Below are 22,741 nucleotides of genomic sequence, written 5' to 3' on the forward strand. Positions count from 1 at the left end.
ACCGGCGGCGGTGCGCTGGACACGAACAACCTCAGCGTCACCTTTGCCAACTCCATCGGCAACGGCTCCGCGGGCGCCTTTACCAAGACTGGTTCCGGCACCTTGACGGTCGGCGGCGCGATCAACGTCACCGGCCCGGTAAACGTCACGAACGGCACGTTGGCCCTGAACAATGCGGCCAATTCGAATGCGGCGATCGGCGCCGGCGGCTTGTTCATCGGTGGTCCGAACTCCACGACCAGTGCCATCGTCTCCTTGAGTGCAGACGAGCAGATCAACGACACCGCGGCAGTCACCATCCAGGCGGTCACCGGCAGCATTAACACGCAGCTCAACCTGAACAATCACAAGGAAACGATCGGTGCGCTGACGATCAGCGGCGGTACGGCGACGGCTTCGTTGGTAAGCGGCGTGACCACCGGCACCGGCACGTTGGTGCTCAATGGCGACTTGAATTTCATCAACACGCGGGCTGCCACCGGCAACAGCGGTCGTGAAGTTCTCATCACCAGCGCCGGCACGACTAGCACGGCCAACTTCAACGGCACCGGCAAGCTGGATCTCGGTGGCGTGCAGCGCAACATCACCGTGACCAGCCCGAACACCGGTGCGAACATCGCGGGCTCGGACGCCACGATCGAAACCATCATCCAGAACGGTGGTATCAATAAGTTCGGCGGCCGGACGCTGTATCTCACCAACGCCAACACCTACGGCCTGGCGACCAACATCTACGAAGGCGTGCTGGCGATCGGCACGGCGACGGGCCTGGGTGTGGGCGACGGCGCGGCCGCCACCGGCACGACGGTCTTCGACGGCGGCACGCTGCAACTCGGCTTCACCCAAGCCGGCACTACGGATGGCACCTTCACCGTGGCCAATGAAAAACTCGTGATCAACGGTCAGGGGGGCGCGCTCAGCGCCGGCGCCCTGCGCAACAGCGCGGGCAACAACACCTGGCAGACCTTGGTTACGATGGGCTCCGACGCGCGCGTCAGTTCCGATGCGGGCATCCTGACCCTGAACAACGGCATCGTCTCCGCCGGTGGCGCGGCCTTCAACCTCAGCGTCGGTGGCCAGGGCTCGGCCGCGGGCACCGCGGTGGTGATCAATGTCACTTCCAACAACGGTGGCGGCTCCTTGCTGAAGGACGGCGCCAGTACCCTCATCCTGAACACCGGCAGCAATAACTTCTCGTCGGTGACTGTCAATGGTTCCGGCGTTCTCGGGGTGCCCAGCGTCCTCGCGACGACGGCTCGCTCTGGCGGTTATGGCACGGGCCCGATCACGGTGAATCCGGGCGGCATCATTCGCTTCGCGGATGCGACGGACATCAGCAACGCCGCTGGCGTTACGCTGACCAGCGACAACACCAGCCTGGCCGGACTCGGCATGGGCTACAACGGTCCGGTGCCCACGATCCTCACCAGCGGCACTGCTCTCCCCGGTCAGGTCGTCGCCCACGCGAACGCCGCCGGCTTTGGTGGTGAACTGACCCTCGACGTCCCGAACTTCACGCAGTCGCTGGATCTGTCCGCGATCGGCAACGGCATGATGTTGCTCGGCACCACCTACAACTCCGGTCTGGGCGGCGCCAACAGCGCGACGATGAACTACCTCGCTCCCAGCCTGAAGGCGAACAGCGATGGCATCTATCATCTGGGCGCCGGTAGTAACTCGGGCAACCTTGCCTTCGGTGCCGGCGTCTTCGAAAACGTCTTCACTACGCCGGGCGCCAATATCCAGATCGGCACCCTCACTCCGAGTGGCACGCCCTATTCCGATGGCATCGGCAACATCACGCTCAACGGCCGGAACACCAACCTGACGAGCGCGCAGACGGTGACCGTCAATGCCGGTTCGCGCCTGAACATCGCCAACTCGTATGCCTTGGGCGGGGCCACGCTGGATCTCAATAACGTCGGCAACAACGGGGCACTCGTCCAGTTCAACGCGTCGATCAAGAACAACATCGTGTTGCTCGGCGATACCTTCGCCAACGACGGTGGCACCGATAACTCCATCTTCGGCAACGTGATCCTGGACGGCGGAAACGCCAGCACCACCCGCACGTTCATCAATAATGGGACCGCTAACACCGTGCTGGGCTTCGAAGGCGTAATCTCCGGCAACGGGATCAACATCGTCAAGGCGACGAACGGCCAGACGATCGTCTTCAACGGCAACAATACCTACACGGGGACCACGACCATCAGTAACGGCTTCCTCATGGCCGGGACGGACGTCCTCGCGAACACGAACGGCGCCTTCGGTAACAGCAACACCGCGATCGTCCTCTCCGGTGGCAGCCTCGGCCTCTCCGGCCAGATCACGATCGGCCGTAACATCACGGTCAACAACACCACCGTTATCCGCGCTCAGACAGTTGGCAATTCGGTGATTACCGGAGCGATGACGGTCGCCGCGAGCCAAACCTTGCGTTTCGATCAGGCGACCACCCCAACGTCCTTTGTCGGTGGCGTCCTCGACGTCCAGGGCGTGATCTCCGGCGCCGGCGGCCTCGGACTGGGTAACGACCCCCAAGCTAGCGCAACCACCACGGGCACCGTCCGCATTATCGGCAACAACACCTTCACGGGTGGCACCACGCTGCGCCAAGGCCGCACCCAGATCAATTCCAACACCGCCTTCGGTACCGGCAGCTTGACCTTCGGGCCGGGCGGCTTTGGCAACTTGGGGGTGGTCGAAGCCTACGGCTCCGCCCGGACGATTACCAACACGCTGGGATCCATAAATTGGAACGGCAACACCGTTCTGGAATTTGGTGGGCACAACAGCCTGACGTTTACCAGCGCGATGAATGTCAACAACGAGTCGGGCACGAGTGCCAATCGCACCCGGCAGTTCACTGTCTCGATGACCCAGGGAGTGACGACGTTCTCCGGTAATTTCACCAATACGCAGCCTCTAGCGTTGCAGAAAGCCGGCGCTGGCACGCTGGTCCTCTCCGGCGTGAACACCCAGGCCGATACAGCCACCACGGATACTCTGTATGGGACGGGCATTGCAGTGAACGGCGGCACGCTCCAGGTGGCAGCCGATACCGCCTTGGGTCAGACCACGTCTCTCATCGTCGGCGGCGGGCACACCATCGCCGGTGCGGCCGACGTCCGTTTGGGCGGTGGCGTGCTCGCTACGACCGCCAGCTTCGCCACCAGCCGTCTCTTTATCTACACGGCCAACAGCGGAATCGATGTCGCTTCGGGGACGACGCTGACGGAGAATCAAATCACCACCGGCGCGTTCACCCTCACCAAGACGGGTAACGGAACGCTGGCCCTGAATCCGGCCACCCCGGGCAGCCTGACGGAAAGCATCACGGGGTTGACGATCGGCGGCGCCCCGCTCACATCGGCAGCCAACCAGTTGAGTGGCACCGGCGGCGGCACCGTCAGCACGACGGCAACCGGGGGCTCCCTGGTCGCGGCAACTGGTAGCATCACGATCAACGGTGGCACGCTGAGCCTCATCGGTAATTCCACCACCGCCCAGGCGTTGACCATCCCGACGGTCACCTTCGGCTCGGGTTCCTACATCCAGCTCAATAAGTCGGGGACCGGTTCGGCTTTGACCGCCACGGCCTTGACCCGCGTTAACCAAGGCACCCTCACCATTCTGCCCAGCGCGCTGGGCAATCTGGGAACCGGTGCGCCCGCCACGAGTGAGGACCTGATTACCTCGACTACCTATACGAATCCGAATGGCATGCTCGCCTTGCCGGATGTATACATCCGCCTCGCTGGCACCGGTCAGGATGCCAATTTTGCCCAATACGGTGGCGCGAATGGTTTCGCCGTCAATAACGCCGTCACGACCACCGCTCTCGACGGCAGCGCGCCGGCGACCGACCTGGCGGATCTCTCGTCGGCGACCACGGTGGGCAACGCTGTTGGCCAGACGGTCGACATCCTCGCCGTGCGCACCAGCGCCAATATCTCGTCCTTCGACCCGAGCGACATCCTGCGCATCAACAATGGCGGCCTGATCATGAACGGCTCCACGGCGCCGACGATCAGCTCCAACCTGTTCTTCGGCACCAGCGCTGGCGCGGCGGAAGCGCTCGTCTACGTGCGCGACGGCCAGACCGGTACGTCCACCATCTCGGGCAACATCACGGCCACGAACTTCACCAAGTCCGGCCCGGGCACCCTCCTGCTCTCCGGGACGAAAAACGTGATGACAATTGGTACGACCGGTCTCGGTACCATGCAGATCAATGAAGGGACGATCCAGTTCGCCGGCCAAAGCAGCCTGCCGAACCAAGGTCAGTTCATCATCTCGCCGATGGATAAGGGCGCGTTCGATCTGAACGGGCAGAACCTGACCATCGCCGGCTTGGGTGGCAATGCGGCAGCCTCGGCGGCGACCGGCAACGTGATCAATTCCGGTGCGGGTAACAACGTCCTCACCGTGGCTCCACAGCAGGGCACGACCAGCATCTTCAATGGCCTCATCAGCGGCAATATCTCGCTGGTGACGCAGGGTATCGGTACCCTCACGCTGGGCTACAACAACACCTTCACGGGCACGACGACGATCGGTGCGGGCAACATCCCCAGCGCCAGCGGCCTCTATACCGCCAACGGCACGTTGCAGATCAACGATTACAACAGCTTGGGCAGTAACTCGAACGTCGTCCTCGCGGGTGGCACCCTGGCGATCAATGATCCGGTGGCGGGTCCGGAAGTCATCAACGACACGCTGGTGACCATCCTCGGCTCGGGCAACGGCTACAACTTCACCGTCGCGGGGACGAACAGCCTCGGCTCGGACAACACGACGAGCACCGTTACCGTGGCCAGCGCCGCGGCGAACACCTGGCAGGCGATCAACAACCTGACCTTCCAAAGCAATGCGGACAACAACTACGTCTTCAACGTCGGTGCGACCAACACCGGCTTCCTGGTGGGTGGAACGACGACGCTGGCCGGCAATACGACCTTCAACGTCGCGGGCAACCTGAACCTGGCCGGCCAGATCCTGGCCAGCGGGAACACGGTCACCAAGCTCGGCGCCGGCACGCTCTTCGTCTCCAACACGAACCTGAGCTCCAGCAACAACGTCGGCGCATGGAACGTCTACGCCGGCACGCTCGAGGCCCGCACATTCCAGGGCGACAGCGCCAATCCGCTGGGCAACGGCGTTGCCGTCACCCTAAACGGTGGCACGCTGAACCTCCGCAACGATGGCGACGGCTTGAACGATCCGCAGATCCTGAATGGCTATGTGACCAACAATATCGTGGTCGGTTCCACCACGCCGGCGAGCAGTGCCAGCTACATCGGCAGCGCCAATTCCACGCTCGATGTGCGCACCTTCAGCGGTATCGGCGCCAACAAGACCATCCAGATTGGCCAGGTGCAATTCGGTGGCGCGCTTGGAGGCGCGCAATTGACCGTCACGGGCGGCAATGGCTTCGGCTTGGAAATCACGAATGGCATTCGACTGCTGGGTCGCGACGCGATCTTCGCCAACGGCACTTCCTCCGCCAACTCCGGAGTGCCGGTGACTGTTGATGGGACGATTAGCGGCAACGGGACCTTCGTTCACCCAGCTCCAGTTCAACGCCGACCTTTGGGTCAATACCGCGGCCACGGGTAACAACACCGGCGGCGCCGTTCTGGCGGCGAACGACGACGTCTACTTCGGCTCGTTCGTTGGCGGCATCAAGACGCTGAACGACACCTCGAAGCTCGGTGGCGGCAACATCAGCGTCCAGCGTGACGCCCGCCTGCTGCTCTCGGCAGCGACCAACCTCAACGCCGGCCAGTACATCGACGTGCGCAGCAATAACTCTGGCTACGCGGTGCTCGGTATCGCCGGCGATGGCGACAACGGGGTCATCGGCAGCAATACCAGCAGTGCGGCCTACAACTTCCGCTCCGCGTTTGCGGGCGGTCAGTTCATCAACAACGCGCTCACCGCGGTGAATAACGGCTCCGGCATTCTGGCGATCAACTCGGTCTACAATCAGGCGATCGACCTCGGCCACATCGGTGACGGCACCTGGTTCCTCGGCTCGACGGGGAATGGCGTGGGGCTGACCAGCGGCACTTATGTGGGTGCGACTCCGCTGACGGCGGGCGCGTCCTACAACGGCACCGGCAACAGCAATGCCACCTACCGCCTAGGTGCGGGTGGAACCAGTGCCACCCTCAACATCGGCATTTATCCAGGTGATTCGCAGAGCTTTGCCAACCAGTTGACGGGCAACACGAACCTGGTCATCGGTTCGGGACTTACCAACGGCACCGGCGGCAATCTGCTGCGCGGCACCGGCTTCGTCGTCCTGAACACGGCGCAGAACTACACGGGCAGCACGGTTATCAATTCCGGCAGCCGGTTGGAATTCCGTGGCCAGTTGGCGACCAGCGGATTCGACGTCTTCGGCACCAATAACACGGGCGTGCCCTCGCTCATCGCCGGTGGCGTTGGCGGTCGGTTCTTGCAAGCCGATGGCACCACGGCGATCCCGGTCAACTTCCATCCGGGTGGTGTGCTCCAGTTAGACAACAGCTTCGACCTGCTGGCCAACGACGCGAACCACGCGCAAGGCCGCTGGGGCGACACTGCAGCGGTGAACCTTAATGGCAGCTCATTCAAGGTCGTGGGCAGCATCCTCACCGACATCAACGAATCCGTGGGCCAGGTGACCACCTTCGGTCAGTCCTTCCTCACCCCATCGCAGACCACTGCTCCGGGCGTCAACCTGCGCACCACCACGATCACCGTGGCGGGTATTACCCAAGGCGTAAATCGCAACGGGAACACCGGTGACAACGGCTCCATCTCCATCGAGCCGACGACGGCCGGCCAGCTCGGCTTGCTCGAGCGCGTGATGGTTTCGGGCGCGGCCCCGACCGTGACCAACGGCATCGTGGCTCCGTGGATGTGGAACCAGCGTGAGTCCAGCTTCCTCACCTACAACGCCACGACCGGCTTCAATAACGCCGCCTTCACTATCACCAATACCAGTTCCAGCACCACGGCGCCGATTGTCACTGCGGGCACCGATATCTATTGGAACAAGCCGGGTGTCGCCATCAACCTGGCCGTGGGCCAGCAGTTTGATGTCTACGCACTGCGGACCGATAACAGCATCAATCCCGTCACGGCGAGCGATGCCACGGCGAAGATCATTATGGAGAGCGGTGGCCTGCTGACCGGCGCCAATTCCATGAACCTCTTCACTGGGCTGGTCTTTGGCACGGTGGCTTCGCCCCGCGAGGCGGATATCCATGTAACCGCCAACACGACTACCATCGGTGATGGTGTCAATAATCCCACCACCTCTGGCCAGATCACCGCGACCAACATCGTCAAGGACGGCGGCGGAACGCTGCAGTTGGACGCCGAACAGGGAACCTTCACCGGTGCCATCGCGTTCAATAACGGCGTGCTCACGCTGAACAACCGCACGTCGGGCAATTCCGGCGCATCGAATGCGGGCGGCAACGGCGGAACCATTTACATCAACGGCTACAACCTGACCTTGAACCTCAACGCCGGTTCGACCGCAGCCGGTGGTTCCTTCAACAACAATATCTACCTCGCCGCTGGCAATCCGCTATCGATCATCGCCGTCAATCGTCTCGGCGCCGCTTCCGGCCAGACGATGATTGGCGGAAATGGCGGGACCGGTGGCAATCTCACCTTCGGTGGCTCATCTGGAGACCAAGGCCAAACGCTGACGATCAACCAATCCAATGGCCAGACGTTCCGGGTCAACGGGACCACGAACCTTGGGCCGTCTGGCAACGCGATCTTTGTGACCAATACCGACACGTTCCTGGCTGGGTTGGTGACGGGGGCCGGTACATTGGTCAAGGAAGGCGGCAGCAACCTGTATCTCGCCGCGACCACGAATGCGACCGCAGCGACCGCCGCGGCGACCCAGACGAACACGTTCACGGGCGGCATCACGATCCTGGGCGGTGGCGTCGTTGCTCCGGGCGTCGGCACGCCCGGGGGCAGCATCACGACGAACCCGTTGGGCGTGAATACCACGGTTACCCTGGTTGGTGGCACGCTCTTCCTGCGGGCGGATGCCGATAACACGACCACGTTCAACACGGTTGCTTACGACACCAACAATATCGTGGTGAACGGCAACTCCACGATCACCGTGGATCGCACCGGTGCGCAGACGGCCGAGACGAGCAAACTCGTTCTGGTCAATAATCTGACGATCGGCAACGAGACCCTGACGGTGGGCCAGGGAAATAGCTATCGCTTCGGTATCAACGGCGGCAACCTCACGAATATGGCGACGTTGAACCTTGGTGCCGACATGGTCATCAACGGCAACCTCACCGACAATGGTGCGGGTATTGGCTTGATCAAAACCGGCGGCAATACCTTGTGGTTTGCCAATGGCAATAACAGCACGTTCAGTGGGCCGCTGGTCATCAATCAGGGAGCTCTGCGGTTTGGCAACTCTGCTGTCGCCAGCGCAACCGCTACGGTTGGCGCCGCCAGTAAGATCATCATCAACCCAGGTGCCAGCGTTCAGTTGGAGGGCGTGGGGAATGTCAACACGGGTGCAGGACAGCAGATCGAGGTGCGTAGTGCGGGAAGTTTCGCGGGCATCGTCCAGCTGAACTCCAGCTTCGATCCTTCGGCGATGATCACGAGCAATTCGACCGGCTTGCTATTAACCCCGGCAAGCTTCACGACGAAGCTGAACCTCTCGACCATTGGCGATGGCACGTTCCAGTTCGCGACCACGGGTGCATTCAGCTATACCTTTGCTTCGATGGGCGCCGGAGCGGCCAATCCGCTGAATGCCGGCGTCGGTGTCTACCGTTTGGGTGGCAATAACCAAAACCTCACGATTACGGCTACGAACAACAATGTCCTCACTGGCCAGAATGAGGTTCAGGTGGGTTCGTTGTTGTCGGGCGGCGGCAATTTCCTCTTCAACAATTCGAACGATTACACTGGTGGCACTGTGATCAGCCGCGGAACCGCCGCGACCATCACTCAAGGAGGCGCCAACACGCCGATGGGCACTGGCCAGGTCGACGTATTCGGCACTCTTACGGCCGCTGGAACGACGGGCAGCTTCCTCAATGGCGCAGGCACGGCCAACAACAACGTCATTGTGTTGCACCCGGGTTCATACCTGCAGTTTGACGGCAACCAGGCTGGCAATGGCGGCACCACCGGAGGAAACGCCAACCGCTGGGATGACAATACGCCCATTGCGTTGAACGGTTCCTCGCTGCTCAATCAATCGCAGAGCGGTCAGGTGCAGAACGAGACGGTCGGTGCCATCAGCTTCGCGAACGGTTCCCGCATCAGCATCATCAATCCCGGCGTCCCGACTGGCCCGCACGTGTTGACGACCTCGTCGCTGACGCGCGTTGGCAAGGGCACTCTGGTCTTCACACCGGGCGATACCTTCGGCACGAATGGGGGCAATACCGATAACTTCTCGGTCACCGGCGGCTTGCCGGCGAACGTCAACGGCATGATGCCTGCCTGGTATGTGGATTCGTTCCACAACAGCTTCGTCAAATCGGCTTCGGTCTCCGGACTCAACCTCGTTCAGGTGGTGACGCCGACGCAAACCTCGCTCGGCGCCGGTCTCGTCGCCGGCACGGATATCGTCAATCTCACGGCGGCGTCCACGCTGGTCGATAACCCGGTCATCTACGCGTTGATGACGAACAACAACATCAGCAATGGTCCTGGGCAGTTCAATACCATTACCCTGAGCGGCACTGGGGCGAGCGGTTCCAACGTGGGCGGTCTGCTGGTCTACACCAACTCGGTAACCATCCAGTCCAATATCAAGGCAGGGACCGGCGGCCAATTTGAGCTGCCGATCTATAACTCCTCGGCCTTGGCTCTCAACGGTGATATCTCCGCCGCCGGTGTGACGAAGTTCGGCACTGGTGTCCTGACCATTGGCAAGGATCAAAGTGACGCCGCTCGCGGTGTGGGCAACGGGTTCAACAGCGGTTGGGTGGTCAATGAAGGCCAGTTGACGCTGGGAGCCTTCGGTTCCCTTGGTAATGTCGGCACCGCGGCCAACCCCAACTTGGTATTGCTCAATGGCAGCCAATCGGGTGCCGCGCAGTTGAACCTCACGCTCAATCAGGGCAACACCTCGAATGCAACCTATACCTCGGGTCGGATTGTGGTGCTGGACAACGCGGTGATCAATTACGATCCGCAAGCCAACGATCGCACCCAGACGATCAACGATGTGCAGGTGCAATCCACCGGCGGCACCCTGATGGATGCGCAGTTGAAGTTCACCTTCACCAACAGCCGCGCACGCTCGATCCTTGAAACTGGGGTGCTCTCGCTGACGGATGCGTCCGGCTTCAGCAATGGCGGTACGCAACTCACCGTGACTTGGGGCAGTAATGTGACCAATGGCACCAGTGCCGGCGTCTCCGTCGCCAGCCTGGCCGGCAGCGATCGTCTCACCAAGTGGGGCGCGGGGGTCCTTTATATCCGTGGCGATTCCACGGTGGGCAGCACAGCTGCCGACGGCACAGTCTACGGCGCCTATACTGGCAATGTGAGCATCGAAGAAGGCGCCATTCAGATCCTGAATCCCAAGGCGCTCGGAAACGGCACGGTCACGGTCAAGCGTGACGGTGTGCTCGATATCAACACGGTCGGCTATACGGGGGCCCCCACTTATTCGGCGGGCTCGATTGAGCGGTGGTCGGCGGATGGCGCCCGCACTGGCGGCATCACCGTGGATCTCACTGGTGGCGCGACGCTCCAGATCGCCAACGATCAGACGACCGGAACGGCAACGATCAAGATGAATGGTGGCTCTATCGAAGGCTTCTTGAACACCGACAGTAACATCACTGCCATTTCGCAAGGTGCAGTCTACCGCACGATCGGCGCCGGTTATAGCTTCCAGTTGATGGGGAATTCCTTCCTCGGGCAGTCCATCACGGGGTGGTATCAATGGCTTGGATAACGGCGCTGGGCCGACCGTCTCCACTCCCAGCGGCGACGCTCTCACCGGTGCGCTGCTCGAGATCAAGGGCAACATTAGCGGCGTGGGTTCGCTGACCAAGCAAGGCTACGACGCAGTGGTCCTCTCCGGCACCAATACCTACACCGGCGGCACGTTTGTGAACACGGGCTGGCTGCGCGCTGGGGCGGCCAACACGCTGCCCACCGCGGGGCTCTTGAGCACCACCGGCGGCGGCGTCTTCGACCTGAACGGTTATAACGTCGAGGTCGGCACGCTGACCAGCCCGGGCGCCCTCGTGGGCACCACGGCGCAGCAGAACAGCAACGGTTACATCACGAACACGGCGCCCTTCGTCAGCACCCTCACGGTTGGCAACGGCACGTCCGCCGACTTCACCTACGCGGGTCTGGTCCAGTACAACGTCGGCCTCGACAAGATCGGCGCCAATGTCCTGAGCCTGCTGAACAGCAACACCTATGTCGGCCCGACGACGATCAACGCCGGCGACGTCCGTGCGGTGGACGGTGTCGGTCTGCCGACGGCGAGCAACCTCGTCATCAGCGGCAACGACCCGCTCAATGCGGCGGCTTATGAGCCCACGACTTCGACCTTCACGCGGTCGCTGGGTTCGGGTGCCGGCCAGGTGCAAATCACCGGCGGTTCCTCCGGCTTCGGCGCCTTCGGTACCCCGCTGACCGTCGACGTCGGCGGCAACGGCACTGGCACGGGCCCGACGCTCCAATGGGGAACGACGTTCTTCAATCCGAGCACGTTCCTCCTGAACGACTCGCATGCCACGGCGGCCTCAACGTTGACCAACAACATCGACCTGAACCCGACCACCAGCGTGGTTACCCGTGGCATCGCGGTGAACAGCACTGGTGCGAACACCGCGACCATCAAGGGCAACCTGCTCCAGAGCGGCAGCGGTGCGGCGACCCTCGACAAGACTGGCCCGGGCACGCTCATCCTGAGCAGCACGAGCACCCTGAGTTACACGGGCGGCACGACGGTCGACAACGGCACCCTGCAGGCTGGCGCGACCAACCAGTTGCCGCAGACCCTGCTCTCGGTGAACAGCACCGGTTCGACCACGGGCACGTTCGACATGAAGGGCTTCAGCCAGAATGTGGGCGGCCTCGCGGGCACCGGCGCCAACGCGCTGGTGACCAGCACGGGCGGCCCGGCGACGCTCATCGTTGGCTCCGATAACACCGATCACGTCTTCAATGGCAAGATCATGGACGGCACAGGTTCGACCGGCGTCGTCACCTTCACCAAGCAGGGAACCGGCACGCAGACCCTGGCCGGCCCGAGTGCCTATAGCGGCAACACTACGGTGAATGGTGGCACGCTGCTCGTCAGCGGTTCGCTTAACGGCACCGCGTTGGTGAACGTGAATAATGGCGGCACCCTCGCTGGCGGAGGCTCGATCACCACGAGCAACAACGGCAGCGTGACACTGGCCCTCGGCGCCAGCCTCGCTCCGACTACCGATAGCACGTTCTCGCTTAACCTCGGCACCGGCTCGCTGGATCTCTCCGCGGCGGTCGCGCCGTCGAATTCGCAGTCGCTCATCTTCGCGATGGATCCGGCGGTGACCAGCGCCATGGTGGCTGTGAACACCGGCACGCTGAGCATCGGCACGGGTGTGCTGGAGTTCAATGACTTCAACTTCAGCGCTGCGGGCGGATTCGGCACCGGGAACACCTACACGTTGTTCCACTCCACGAATGCGATCAACGGCACGCTCGGCGCGAATCTCACTGGGCAGATCAACGGGTTTGTCGCCAACATCGCGATCCAGGGTGACGACGTCGTCCTCCAAGTGGTGCCCGAACCGAACTCGATGGTCATGCTCCTCGGCAGCATCGGCATGGCGCTCGGCCTGCAGCGCTTCCGCCGCCGCCGCTCCGCGAAGGCATAAATCAAAGGTTGTTTCCTCGGTTGAACCGGGCCGGCTTCGCAACTCGAAGCCGGCCTGCGTTCTTTGTATGAGACACGATCCCGATAGAAGAGAGGGAGTTTCTCACCGACAAATGCGCGCAGGTCCGTTACATCAGACGCGATGCGCCCACCAAGTTCACGTGTTGCCGGTCTCTGCCGTCCCGGCGTTTTGATCGCGTTGCTCCTCGGGTCGACCGCGTATGGAAGGGCCGCGGACACTGCCGGGGGCGAAGTCTTCCCGCGACCGCTCGCCAGCTACCACGACGGTGCGCTGGGCGTCGGGGCAAAGCTTCTGGACCGCATTCACCAGGACCCTTTCAATCTCCTGGCGACGGTGCTTTTTCTCGGAGCGATCATCCACACTTTCCTGGCCTCGCGCTTCATGGCCGTTTCGCACCGCTACCAGCGTGATCTGGAAGCCCTTGGCGACGCTCAGGGGGATGCGGCGACGCGCGAGGCGCACGATCGCCTGCGCGATCAATTCCGATTTCGGGCGCAGCTCTTTCATTTCATGGGCGAAATCGAAGCCGTCTTTGGAATCTGGGCTGTGCCGCTGGGCATCGCGCTGGCCGTGTTCAAGGGCTGGCCCGTCATGGTCGACTACTTTGCGCGCACCAGCTATGCGGAGCCGGTTTTTGTCGTGGTAGTCATGGCGATCGCCGCTTCCCGCCCGGTTCTTACCCTGGCGGAAGCGTGTCTCGCCCGGGTGGCTGCGCTGGGTGGAAGTACTCCGGCCGCCTGGTGGCTCTCCATCCTCACCGTGGGCCCTCTCCTTGGATCATTCATCACCGAGCCCGCGGCGATGACCATTTGCGCGCTGCTGCTCCGCCGCCGCTTTTACGAACTGAAACCCGATCCTGTCTTGCAGTACGCGACGCTCGGCCTGCTCTTTGTGAATATCTCCGTCGGCGGCACGCTCACCCACTTCGCTGCGCCACCCGTGGTGATGGTGGCCCGGACGTGGGGCTGGGATCTGAGCTACCTGTTCACCCACTTCGGCTGGAAAGCCATCATCGGGATTGTGGGGGCCAATGCCGCCCACTTCGTAATCCTGCGCGGGCGCTTCCGGCGCCTCTCGACCGGAACCTGGCCTGAAACGACCGCTCCGATTCCTGTTCCCGCACCCATCACGCTGGTGCACTTGCTCTTCATCGCCTGGACGGTGCTCACCTCGCACTATCCGCCGTTGGTCGTGCTTGGCTTTCTTTTCTTTCTCGCGTTTGTCGAAGCCACCGAGCGCCATCAGTCGCCGATCCAATTGCGTGGCCCGTTGCTGGTCGGCTTTTTCCTCGCCGCGCTGGTGCTGCACGGCGGGGGACAGCAGTGGTGGATCGCGCCGGTGCTCGGGAGCCTCGATCGCTGGCCGCTGATGATCGGCGCGACCGCCCTCACGGCGGTTAACGACAATGCGGCCATCACTTATCTCGCCTCGCTGGTCCCCGACTTCTCCGAAGTTTTGCGCTACGCCGTCGTTGCCGGCGCAGTGGTCGGCGGCGGTCTCACCGTCATCGCCAACGCGCCCAACCCCGCCGGCCAATCCATCCTGCAGGCGCAATTCGGCGACGGCGGCATCTCACCGCTCAAGCTCTTCCTCGGAGCCCTCGCTCCGACAGTGATCGTCGGCCTCGCGCTTGCCTTGCTCTAATCGAAGCGCCTCCCGCAGCCTAGATCTGCCCAAGCTGCCCGCGGAACACCCAGATCAGCGCCTTTAGCCCGAGCTCCGAGATATTGAACGGTTTGCCGACGAAGTCGTTGCCGCCACTGAGGCTCGATTGCACGCGGTTTTGGAACGTGGCCATGCCCGTGATGAAAACGATCGGCGTCTTTTCGTGCAGCGGGAGCATGCGCACTTTTGAGCAGAGTTCGAAACCGGTCATTTCCGGCAGGCCGACATCGAGGAAGATCAGGTCGAATCCCTGGACGCCCAGCGCCGCCAGCGCGGTGGTCGGCGTATCCGCCGCGACCGATTTCAAATTTCCCAGCCGCATCGCGGCCATGATGATTTTGCGCGCGCCTTCTTCGTCATCCACGATCAATACTTGCGCCGCACTTGGGTCCTTTCAACCGGTTGCGCACCGTGTCCGGCAGGAGCCCTGCGAAGAAATCAAGCGCCTGGCTCAGGGTGCGGAGAATGGAGGGATTGATCTGCTCAGGAAACGCGTGAAGATCGTAGGCGAGCGCCTCGATCTGCGCGGCCAGACAGAAGAGCGGCCGCTGTCCCAGCACGGACATTTCTTCGGCAAAGGCGTGCACCCGCTGATAAAACTCCCGGGCCGCGGCCGGCGTACTGCCTTCGCGGCTGATCTCGTGCAGCGCCCGGCGCAACGCCGTGAGCACTTCCGGGCCGGCTCCGAGGCTCATCCTCAACCAGGCCTCCTCGGCGCGAAAGGCGAGGCCCTTGCTGGCCGCCGCGGTATTTTCCATCTTCAGCGCCGTCTGCAGCGCATCGAGAATTTCGGCGACCGGGTTTACGCCCCGGGTCAGCGAGACGGCGTTCGCATCCTGGGCTGCCTCGGCGTAGACCGAGCGCGAATTGGGCAGGACGATCACTGGCAGGGCAGACTGGCCGGCACGTTCGCGCAATTGCCCGATGAGCTTGGTCAGCTCCGGCCCGGGAATCACCGGATCCATGACGATGGCCTCCGGCGCCCGTTCCTCCACGGACTTCAGCGCGGACTCCGCATCGTGCGCGACGTCCACGCCCAGGTTCGCCCCTTCGATCTTTTCCCGGAAAAGATTGGCGAGCAGGCGATCTTCGTGGATGAGGAGGACTCTTTTGTGGCTCATTGCAGGGGCGAAACGTTTAGCATCGACGTGGGGGATGTGCAGGAGATTCTTCGGAAATTTACAGAATGATTCGTGCCCGGCGAAAAAATTGAGTGCAAAATATCCTTGTGCATCCGGAAAGGTGCGTTATCTATCTCGCCCGCCTCGCACTGGACCGTTAGCTCAATTGGCAGAGCAAGTGACTCTTAATCACTAGGTTGAAGGTTCGATTCCTTCACGGTCCACCATCTCCAAGTCGGTGATGGTGAAGAGGTTGTGTTATGCGACCGATGGTCGCCCCCCTTCAGCTCCGAATCCTCACTCGGCGATCGAACGAATGACTCTCGCTGGGTTGCCTCCGACAAGCGTACGTTCGATGATAGGGTCGGTCCCAACCCCGGCAGGAAACTAGACTTCACCTCTGACGCTCAACCGCCGGCCGGCAGCACGACGCGCAGACGCAGGAATCGGGGAACTCCTGACGCGATTGGCACGTTATCGCGCACGATCAATTGCGTCGCGGTATTCGTTTCCGTGACCAGTCCGGTGCTGCTCCAGTTGGGCGTGGGGCCCAGCGTGCTCGTGGCTTCCACGATGTATTGAATATCTGTCGCATTCGCATTCTTCGGAATCGTCAGCCGGAGATACTTTTGGCCTGAGGCCGTCTCGGTGTCGGTCGTGATGGGTGCGAAATTGGACGTGGTCGGACTGGTCGCCAGCGCGTATTCGAGCAGGTTGCTCAGGCCGTCGCCGTCGGGATCGGTGGCCGGGCCCGCGATGGCGGCATTGGTGGCATTCGTGCCGAAGTTCCGCCCGAGCCAGTCATCGAAGGGAGGCAATGTGGCGGTCACATTCACGGCGCTCGTGGTCGTCCCGCCGTCGGGATCGGCGATCGTCACCTGGAAGCTGTAATTTCCGGATTGATAAAGCGTGACCGTGCTATTCGCGGCGGTGTTGCTGCCATTCACCGAGAAGGTGGGAGCGGCGATTCCGGCGGGATAACTCGTCGCGACCCACGTGTAGTTGAGGCTCGACGCAGAATAGATATTGCTCGCCCCGAGCGCCGAGAGTGTGGTGCTGAAGGAAGTCACCGGGCTGGCCCCTGCCGCGGCGGGATTGGTGACGGTCGGTGTGGCGATGGCTAGAGCGGCGATGGCGGGGGCACTGAGCGAGGTATTGTAAATGCGCACCTCATCCATCGAGCCGTTGAAATAGCGCGTGTTGTTTAGCGGATCGGTCCCGATATCTGTAACCCCATCAAAGGCCGCGGCGGTATTGGCCACAGCCTTGGTAGCCGATTGCATGGCGCCACCCAGCGGCTGCATGTAGATCGTCGCATTGCTGGGTGTAATCACCAGGGCCACAAAAGTCCACTGGCCCGCGGGTGTGACCAAACCGGAGTTCCAATTGTAAGTAGCGGAGACGTTGTTCCAATTGTAACGGAGTTCATTGGCGGAGCCGAAACTCAGGCCGCAGGTCGTGGTGCCGGCGCGGCAGAAGACGATCCCGGTATAAGTATTTTGCGAACCATTCCGGTTGATCCAACCGGTAATCGTCAGGGTGTTGGTGTGCAGGTTCAGCGCCGGGATGCTGGCGTAACTGCTGCTCGAACTGGCAAAAGCCAGCCCGCCGGTGCCTTCGATGCCGCTGGTCCAGGTGGCGCCGTTCAGGGTGCTGGTGTAACCGTCGCCCGTGGCGTCGGCGCTGCTGGTGCCCGTCCCTTCGTCGAATTTGTAATCCGCCTGGAGACCGGCAATGAAGATGGTGACCGTGGCCGTTGCGGAGTCGCCTTTGCCGTCGCTGACCGTGTAGGTGAACGAATCGGTTCCGATGGCTCCGGAGTTTGACGTGTAGGTGAAACTGCCGCTGCCATTATTCACCAGCGTGCCTTTGGCGGGCTGGGTGTAATTGGTTACGGTCAGGGTAGCACCCGCGGGTCCGGTGTCATTGGTCAGGACATTCACCGTGCCCGGCATGCCGGGATTTACGTTCAGGATGTCGTCCTCGGCGATCATCAGCGAGATATTGTCGAAGGTGGCCTGGCAGAGTGCGCTGGTATTGTGACTGCACACCGCCAGGCCGATCAGCGGGGTGGCGGTGGCGAGCGTCACGGTCTGCGAACTCTGCTGAGTCCAGGTCGTTCCATCGGGCGACGCATAGCCGGTGAAAGTACTGCCGCTGCGGACGAGTTTCACCCAGTAGGGGGCGACGCGGCCGCCGGTGCTGTGAAAATTGCTGCTGGAGCCGGTAGTGGTTCTCCACTGGAACGTGGTCCCATTGCTCGGGCTGATGCCCATGAAGGCATTGGCCGCGCCCGCAGCCGTGCTTTCGCGAATCATCACCCCGGCCTTGGCCCACCCAGCGGTATTCTGCTGCGTGGCGACGCGAGCGATGATGACCCCATCGCCACCCATCGTTTGATACACGTAATGGAATTGGTCGGCCGTGCCCCAGATATCATTGCCTTCGCCACTCACCGTGAAAGTTCCGGCGCTGTTGTAACCCGAGCCGGTCAGGGCCGGTGAATTGATATCCACGGAAACCCAGGGGGCGATCACCACATTGACCGTAGCCGACGCGCTCAGCGTTCCGGTCGTGGCCGTGACCACCGCCTGCGTGCCGGTCGCGGGCGAAGTGTAGAGACCGCCGGCACTCACGCTGCCCCCGCCCGAGGTAAGCGCCCAGGTAAAGGAAGGCTGGGCGGTCATGCTGTTGCCAAATTGATCCAGGCCGGTGGCCGTGATCTGCTGCGTCTGGCCGGTGGTCAAATTGGCGACGGCGGGTGAGACGGTCACACTGTTGAGCGTCTGGTTCACGGTCACGTTCACGCTGCTCTGCACGGCGAGTCCGCTGGGAGTCCGTGATCGTGACGGTCAAGGTGTAGGCGCCCGCGTGATGAAACGTGGCCGTGATGTTCTTCGCCGCATTGGTCCCATTGGCGGAGAAGGATGGCGTGGGCACACCGGTGGGGCGCCGATGTCGTGACCCACGTGTAAGTCAGGTTGGATTCGCCGCCGCCGTCGGTATCCGCGCCGAGCACGGACAGCGCCGTGGTGGTGCCGGTGACCGGGCTGGGCGACGCGGCCGCCGCCGTCGCGACCGTGGGCGCGGCATCGCCGGCGACGTATGGCGTGGTCAATTGCACCGGCGCCGAGGCAATGCCGTTGGCCACGGCGACCACCGAGTAAGTGCCCGCGGGCAGATTCAGCGGAAGGGTGAATTGCGTCGTGACCGCGGTGCTGCCGGTCTGCACACCAGTGTTGCTCCAATTATAAGTGTGCGCGTAGAAAATATTGCCGGAGCTGTCCGTAAATCGCACTACCGGGCGATTCGTGGCCATCTGCCAATCGTCGCCGTAAGCCGCACCCTCGGTAAAGCCATTGAGGAGCGTGCCGGTCAGCAGGTACGAGCCATCGGCATTGTGCGAAATACCGGAGATCGTCGGCTGCCAGGCGGAGAGCGCGGAGCCGGTGGGCGTATAGACGTAGAACGTGCCGCCGATCGCCATCAGCACATTGCCATCGGGCAACGCCAGCATTTTCATCACATAAGCTGCCGCCGTTGAATTCTGGCCGGTGGGCCCATTGACCTGGGTCATCGCATTCGCCACCGGATCGTATTCAAAGAAGCTCGTCGAACCGCCGACGTAAGCGGAGTCCGCGGCAAAGAGCACGCGGCCATTCACCATCACACAGCCTGGCGAATCGCCGCAGTTGAGGCCATTGGGGACATCCGGACCCTGGACCCATGTGCCCGGGCTGCTCGTGCCGCTCGGCGTGTAAATGAGCGTGTGGGTGTAGCCGCGAAAGAAGACCGTGCCATTGGCCAGCAAGTGGCCGCACCCGGTTTCGCCGCCGCTGTACATGACGACCGGCGTATTCGCATCGGCGACCCATTGATTGAGGGAGGGGATGTAGCGCTCGGCATTGCTGCTGCCGTCGACGGTGAGGATGCTCCCATCGGGCAGTTTCACCCAAGGCACTTCATCCTGGCCGTGGAGCGTCGCCGGGCCGGCGGTCCAGCTATTGGCGAGGGGGTCGTAAATAATGGTGGAATCCGGGCCGGAAACCGGGGCGACGAGCACCGTGCCATTGGCCAGAATCTCCGACACCGCATCCGAAAACGTCTGCCCCGACGCCGGCGTCAACGTCCAGGTATTCAGCTTCGGATCGTAGACCTCCGCGGTGGTATCGCCGGTGCCGTACTCGCCGCCGGCCGTGAAGAGCCGGCCATCCATCAGCACCTGCGTGGAATTGTAGAGCCGGGTGCTGTTCATCGAGCTGAGCGTCGTCCACGTGCCATTCGCGTAGCTGCCGTGGATGTCCGGTGTGAGCCGGTACCACGCGTTGCCACCGCCGTTCTGGACCATGATCGTCCCATCCCCGAGCAATTCCATGAGCCCCCCTCCGGCCGGTGGTGAATTCGTGAGCGCCTGCCATGTTCCCGCGAGCGCCGGCGACGGAACCGCCGCGCAAAAAGCCAGACACATCGTCCAGAGGACGAGCCACGCAGCCTGCCTTGGGACGAGCCGTGTCATTGGGGGACGCAAAAAAGGGCGGAGCCTTTTCCCTAAAAGTCCGTTGAATGTAACGACTTTTTTTTCCGGGCGACGCCTCCACCGTCGCGTTTCCGGCGACGGCAGGTGCCGTGTTACGGTTGTCTCCGACACTTCGCCGATCCATTATCTCTGCCTGATCGGAGAGATTGCAGTTCTCCCGTCCATTTTCAACGAGGTGCTAACTCCGCCGGGTGTATTGAGTGAATTCCGATATCCCTCGGCGCTCAAGACAGTCGCGGAGTGGCTGGGGCCTCTCAGTATTCATGCGGGTTCCAGAGCGATTTCCAACAGTGGGTTGGGAGGGACTCGAACCCTCAACCAACGCCTTAAAAGGGCGCTGCTCTACCATTGAGCTACCAACCCGGCTGGTTTTGGAAGGGGCGGATGGATAATTCACCGCGGCGGGTGACGCAAGGACTAAATCGGGTGGAATTCCACGCGCGCGCGCCGAATCTCGATTCAACCGTCCGCCGGATAAGAGGGAATCGCGCCTTGCCCACGCTGCAAATCCGTGCCACGCAATTCCGCTTCCATTTCCAGACGCTCTTCCGCTCCGCGCCACCCATGACTGACCTCGCCGCTTTTTTCCGCACCCGTCGCATGCTCGCCATCGTTCTCGTTGTGCTCTTGCTCGCGGGGATTGTCGCGGGTGTGGGGGCCTGGTCGGGGTGGTTCTCGCACCGGAATCCGCTGCTGGATTCGCCGCAGCTCGCGCTGGAGGGGTTGCAGGCGAAGTCGCTTTACTACAATGGACGCGCCAAGCCGTGGCTGCTGTCGTTGCGACCGGATTTGCTCGCGCCGGAGGATCGCAATCCGGAGTCGGATCGCTCGCGCGGGCTGATGCAGGCGGTGGAGAATCCGCAGCTATTTCGCCAACTCGACCGCAAATATCGCTTCGATGCGCTGCTGCTAACCGGTGATCCGAGCGAATACAAGCCGCTGCTCGACCATCTCAACGAGACGAAGGACTGGACGCTGAGGTACGTGGATCACACGAGCATGATTTTCCGGCGCGACAGTGGGCGCCCGTGGGAACTCGCCGATTTTGCACCGGTGCGCGCGCGTTTTGCCAGGAGCCGGGCCCGCGACCGGGCGGAGGTGCTGGCCGAGACAGCGGTGAAGCTCTTCGCGGCGAAACAGGCGGATGCGGGCAAGGCATTGCTCGACGAGGCGTCGCACATAGCGCCGAATGAACCGCACGGGGCGAATGCGCTGGCGACGTATTATCTGGGCCGCGGGGAATGGCGTCAGGCTATGGAGCAGGTGGAGCGGGCGCTTTCGGTGGATAAGCAATTCCTGCCGGCGCTGGCGACGAAGACGCAAATCCTTTACGGGACGCGGCGCTACAGCGAGGCGTACGCGCTGTCGTCGGAGTTGATTGAAAAGCTGCCGAATGATCCGAACCTGCTGTTTTATCACGCGAAGATCGCCCATGAGGCACACGCGTATCAGGCCGAGGTGGATTCGCTGGGGAAGCTGATCGCGCAGGCCGGGGCGGAGGGGCGACCGATAGGGGGTTATCAGCTTACCTCGGGCAGGCGTATACGGCGATGGGCGATGCGACGCGGGCGGTCGAGGCGTTCATGGTGGCGCTGGATGATCCGAGTTTGCCGGTGGATCAGCGGGATTTCGCGCGGGAGAATATCACGCGGATCAAGAAGCGGACGGGGATGTAGAATTACTGCTGCGCGACGAGTGTGGAGGCGTCGGACGCTTTGAGGAAGCCAGGCAGGTCTCGCAGGGAATTGAGCGGACGTTCCAGGCGGAAGACCTGGATATTGGCGGCTTCGGCGCCTTGCCAATCGGAGCGCGGTTCATCGCCGACGTGGAGGGCTTCTGCAGGGCCGGTGCCGGCCAAGGTGAGGGCCCGTTGAAAGATCCATGGGTCGGGTTTGTCCGCGCCGACTTCACTGGAAATGACGATCGGGTCGAAAAAGCCGGTCAGGCCGAGGTTATCCAGAATCGGGCGAAGGCGGCCGTCGAAGTTGGAGATGACCCCGAGGCGGTAGTGGGACCGGAGTTGGGTGAGCACCTCCAGGGTCTCCGGATACAGTTCCCAGATGTTTGGTTGGGTAAACTCTGTATAGAGCTGCTCAAAGTAAGCAAAACGCGGCAATTGCTCTTGAGACACGCCGCATTGGGCAAGCACCTGCTCGACGAGGGAAAACCACCACCCTTTGTCATCGTCCTGCCGGGGAAAGCGGGTTGCGGGGCGGACCGGCATCTGTTTCCACCCTGTGCGAAAGGCGTGCGCCAGGGCATCCGCATCCAGATGACATCCAAAACGGGCGGCGACGTCCCGGTAATGCCAGCCGACCCCCTTGGGCAAATGAAAGAGGGTGCCGGCGGCGTCGAAGAAGATGGTCTTGGTCACGGATGCGGGAATTGCGGGTCCGGTTGGGGGACAAATCGGCAGGGGATGGGCGCCTCGCTTAAAGAGGCATTCCACCTTGACGCTTCTATAGAGGAGGGGTATCTTGACCCTCCAACTCCGGCGC

Annotated in this window: 10 protein-coding genes, 2 tRNA genes and 1 pseudogene (1 of these 13 running past the window's edge); 7 read left to right on the plus strand and 6 right to left on the minus strand. The window is 62.2% G+C overall.

What is annotated here, in order from left to right; genetic code table 11:
• From CFE428DRAFT_RS08510 to CFE428DRAFT_RS08525, 4 genes are all read left to right on the plus strand, one after another.
• On the plus strand, positions 1 to 5,622 hold the 3' portion of the coding sequence (locus tag CFE428DRAFT_RS08510; RefSeq protein ID WP_006979105.1) for an autotransporter-associated beta strand repeat-containing protein. The gene continues 3,567 nt to the left of window position 1, outside the view; 5,622 of the gene's 9,189 nt are visible here — the last part of the coding sequence; its start codon lies beyond the left edge, outside the window; the stop codon is at positions 5,620 to 5,622.
• Entirely contained in the window at positions 5,537 to 10,972 is a 5,436-nt protein-coding gene (locus tag CFE428DRAFT_RS08515; RefSeq protein ID WP_042724658.1) for a beta strand repeat-containing protein, read from the plus strand. Before CFE428DRAFT_RS08510 ends, CFE428DRAFT_RS08515 begins: the two co-directional genes overlap by 86 nt.
• Positions 10,965 to 12,899, plus strand: coding sequence for a beta strand repeat-containing protein (locus CFE428DRAFT_RS08520; protein WP_006979107.1), 1,935 nt, complete (start codon positions 10,965 to 10,967; stop codon positions 12,897 to 12,899). The genes CFE428DRAFT_RS08515 and CFE428DRAFT_RS08520 overlap by 8 nt, the downstream gene beginning before the upstream one ends.
• Before the next feature lie 189 nt (positions 12,900 to 13,088).
• Positions 13,089 to 14,564 carry a putative Na+/H+ antiporter gene (locus CFE428DRAFT_RS08525; RefSeq protein WP_157447459.1) on the plus strand — a complete coding sequence of 492 codons (1,476 nt, stop codon included), beginning with the start codon at positions 13,089 to 13,091 and terminating at the stop codon, positions 14,562 to 14,564.
• Between the two features lie 19 nt (positions 14,565 to 14,583).
• Here the strand turns inward: CFE428DRAFT_RS08525 and CFE428DRAFT_RS08530 are convergent, their stop codons facing one another.
• Positions 14,584 to 14,949: a response regulator gene (locus CFE428DRAFT_RS08530; protein ID WP_006979109.1), complete on the minus strand. Its 366-nt coding sequence runs from the start codon at positions 14,947 to 14,949 to the stop codon at positions 14,584 to 14,586.
• Complete coding sequence (locus CFE428DRAFT_RS08535) at positions 14,942 to 15,706, minus strand: response regulator (RefSeq protein WP_006979110.1); 765 nt, start codon at positions 15,704 to 15,706, stop codon at positions 14,942 to 14,944. Before CFE428DRAFT_RS08535 ends, CFE428DRAFT_RS08530 begins: the two co-directional genes overlap by 8 nt.
• Positions 15,707 to 15,857: 151 nt before the next feature.
• Here CFE428DRAFT_RS08535 and CFE428DRAFT_RS08540 point away from each other — a divergent pair.
• Positions 15,858 to 15,933 (plus strand) — tRNA-Lys (locus tag CFE428DRAFT_RS08540).
• Positions 15,934 to 16,113: 180 nt separating this feature from the next.
• On the opposite strand, the gene CFE428DRAFT_RS33285 is transcribed toward CFE428DRAFT_RS08540, so the two are convergent.
• Positions 16,114 to 18,525 (minus strand): Ig-like domain-containing protein, encoded by a 2,412-nt coding sequence (locus CFE428DRAFT_RS33285; RefSeq protein ID WP_049975585.1) that lies wholly within the window; start codon positions 18,523 to 18,525, stop codon positions 16,114 to 16,116.
• Positions 18,510 to 20,222, minus strand: coding sequence for a hypothetical protein (locus CFE428DRAFT_RS08550; RefSeq protein ID WP_157447460.1), 1,713 nt, complete (start codon positions 20,220 to 20,222; stop codon positions 18,510 to 18,512). The genes CFE428DRAFT_RS33285 and CFE428DRAFT_RS08550 overlap by 16 nt, the downstream gene beginning before the upstream one ends.
• Between CFE428DRAFT_RS08550 and CFE428DRAFT_RS41520 the strand changes: the two are divergent.
• Positions 20,110 to 20,448, plus strand: a pseudogene (locus tag CFE428DRAFT_RS41520) (PIN domain-containing protein); the annotation flags it as partial. The gene CFE428DRAFT_RS08550 and the pseudogene CFE428DRAFT_RS41520 sit on opposite strands and share 113 nt — an antisense overlap.
• Positions 20,449 to 20,534: 86 nt before the next feature.
• On the opposite strand, the gene CFE428DRAFT_RS08555 reads toward CFE428DRAFT_RS41520, so the two are convergent.
• Positions 20,535 to 20,606, minus strand: a tRNA-Lys gene (locus CFE428DRAFT_RS08555).
• Between CFE428DRAFT_RS08555 and CFE428DRAFT_RS08560 the strand changes: the two genes are divergently transcribed.
• Positions 20,592 to 21,962: a tetratricopeptide repeat protein gene (locus tag CFE428DRAFT_RS08560; protein ID WP_157447461.1), complete on the plus strand. Its 1,371-nt coding sequence runs from the start codon at positions 20,592 to 20,594 to the stop codon at positions 21,960 to 21,962. The genes CFE428DRAFT_RS08555 and CFE428DRAFT_RS08560 overlap by 15 nt on opposite strands.
• Here CFE428DRAFT_RS08560 and CFE428DRAFT_RS08565 read toward each other — a convergent pair.
• Positions 21,922 to 22,617: an HAD-IA family hydrolase gene (locus CFE428DRAFT_RS08565; RefSeq protein ID WP_006979114.1), complete on the minus strand. Its 696-nt coding sequence runs from the start codon at positions 22,615 to 22,617 to the stop codon at positions 21,922 to 21,924. The two genes, CFE428DRAFT_RS08560 and CFE428DRAFT_RS08565, sit on opposite strands and share 41 nt — an antisense overlap.
• Between the last annotated feature and the right edge of the window lie 124 nt (positions 22,618 to 22,741).

It is taken from the genome of Chthoniobacter flavus Ellin428 (genome assembly GCF_000173075.1).
GTDB lineage: Bacteria > Verrucomicrobiota > Verrucomicrobiia > Chthoniobacterales > Chthoniobacteraceae > Chthoniobacter > Chthoniobacter flavus.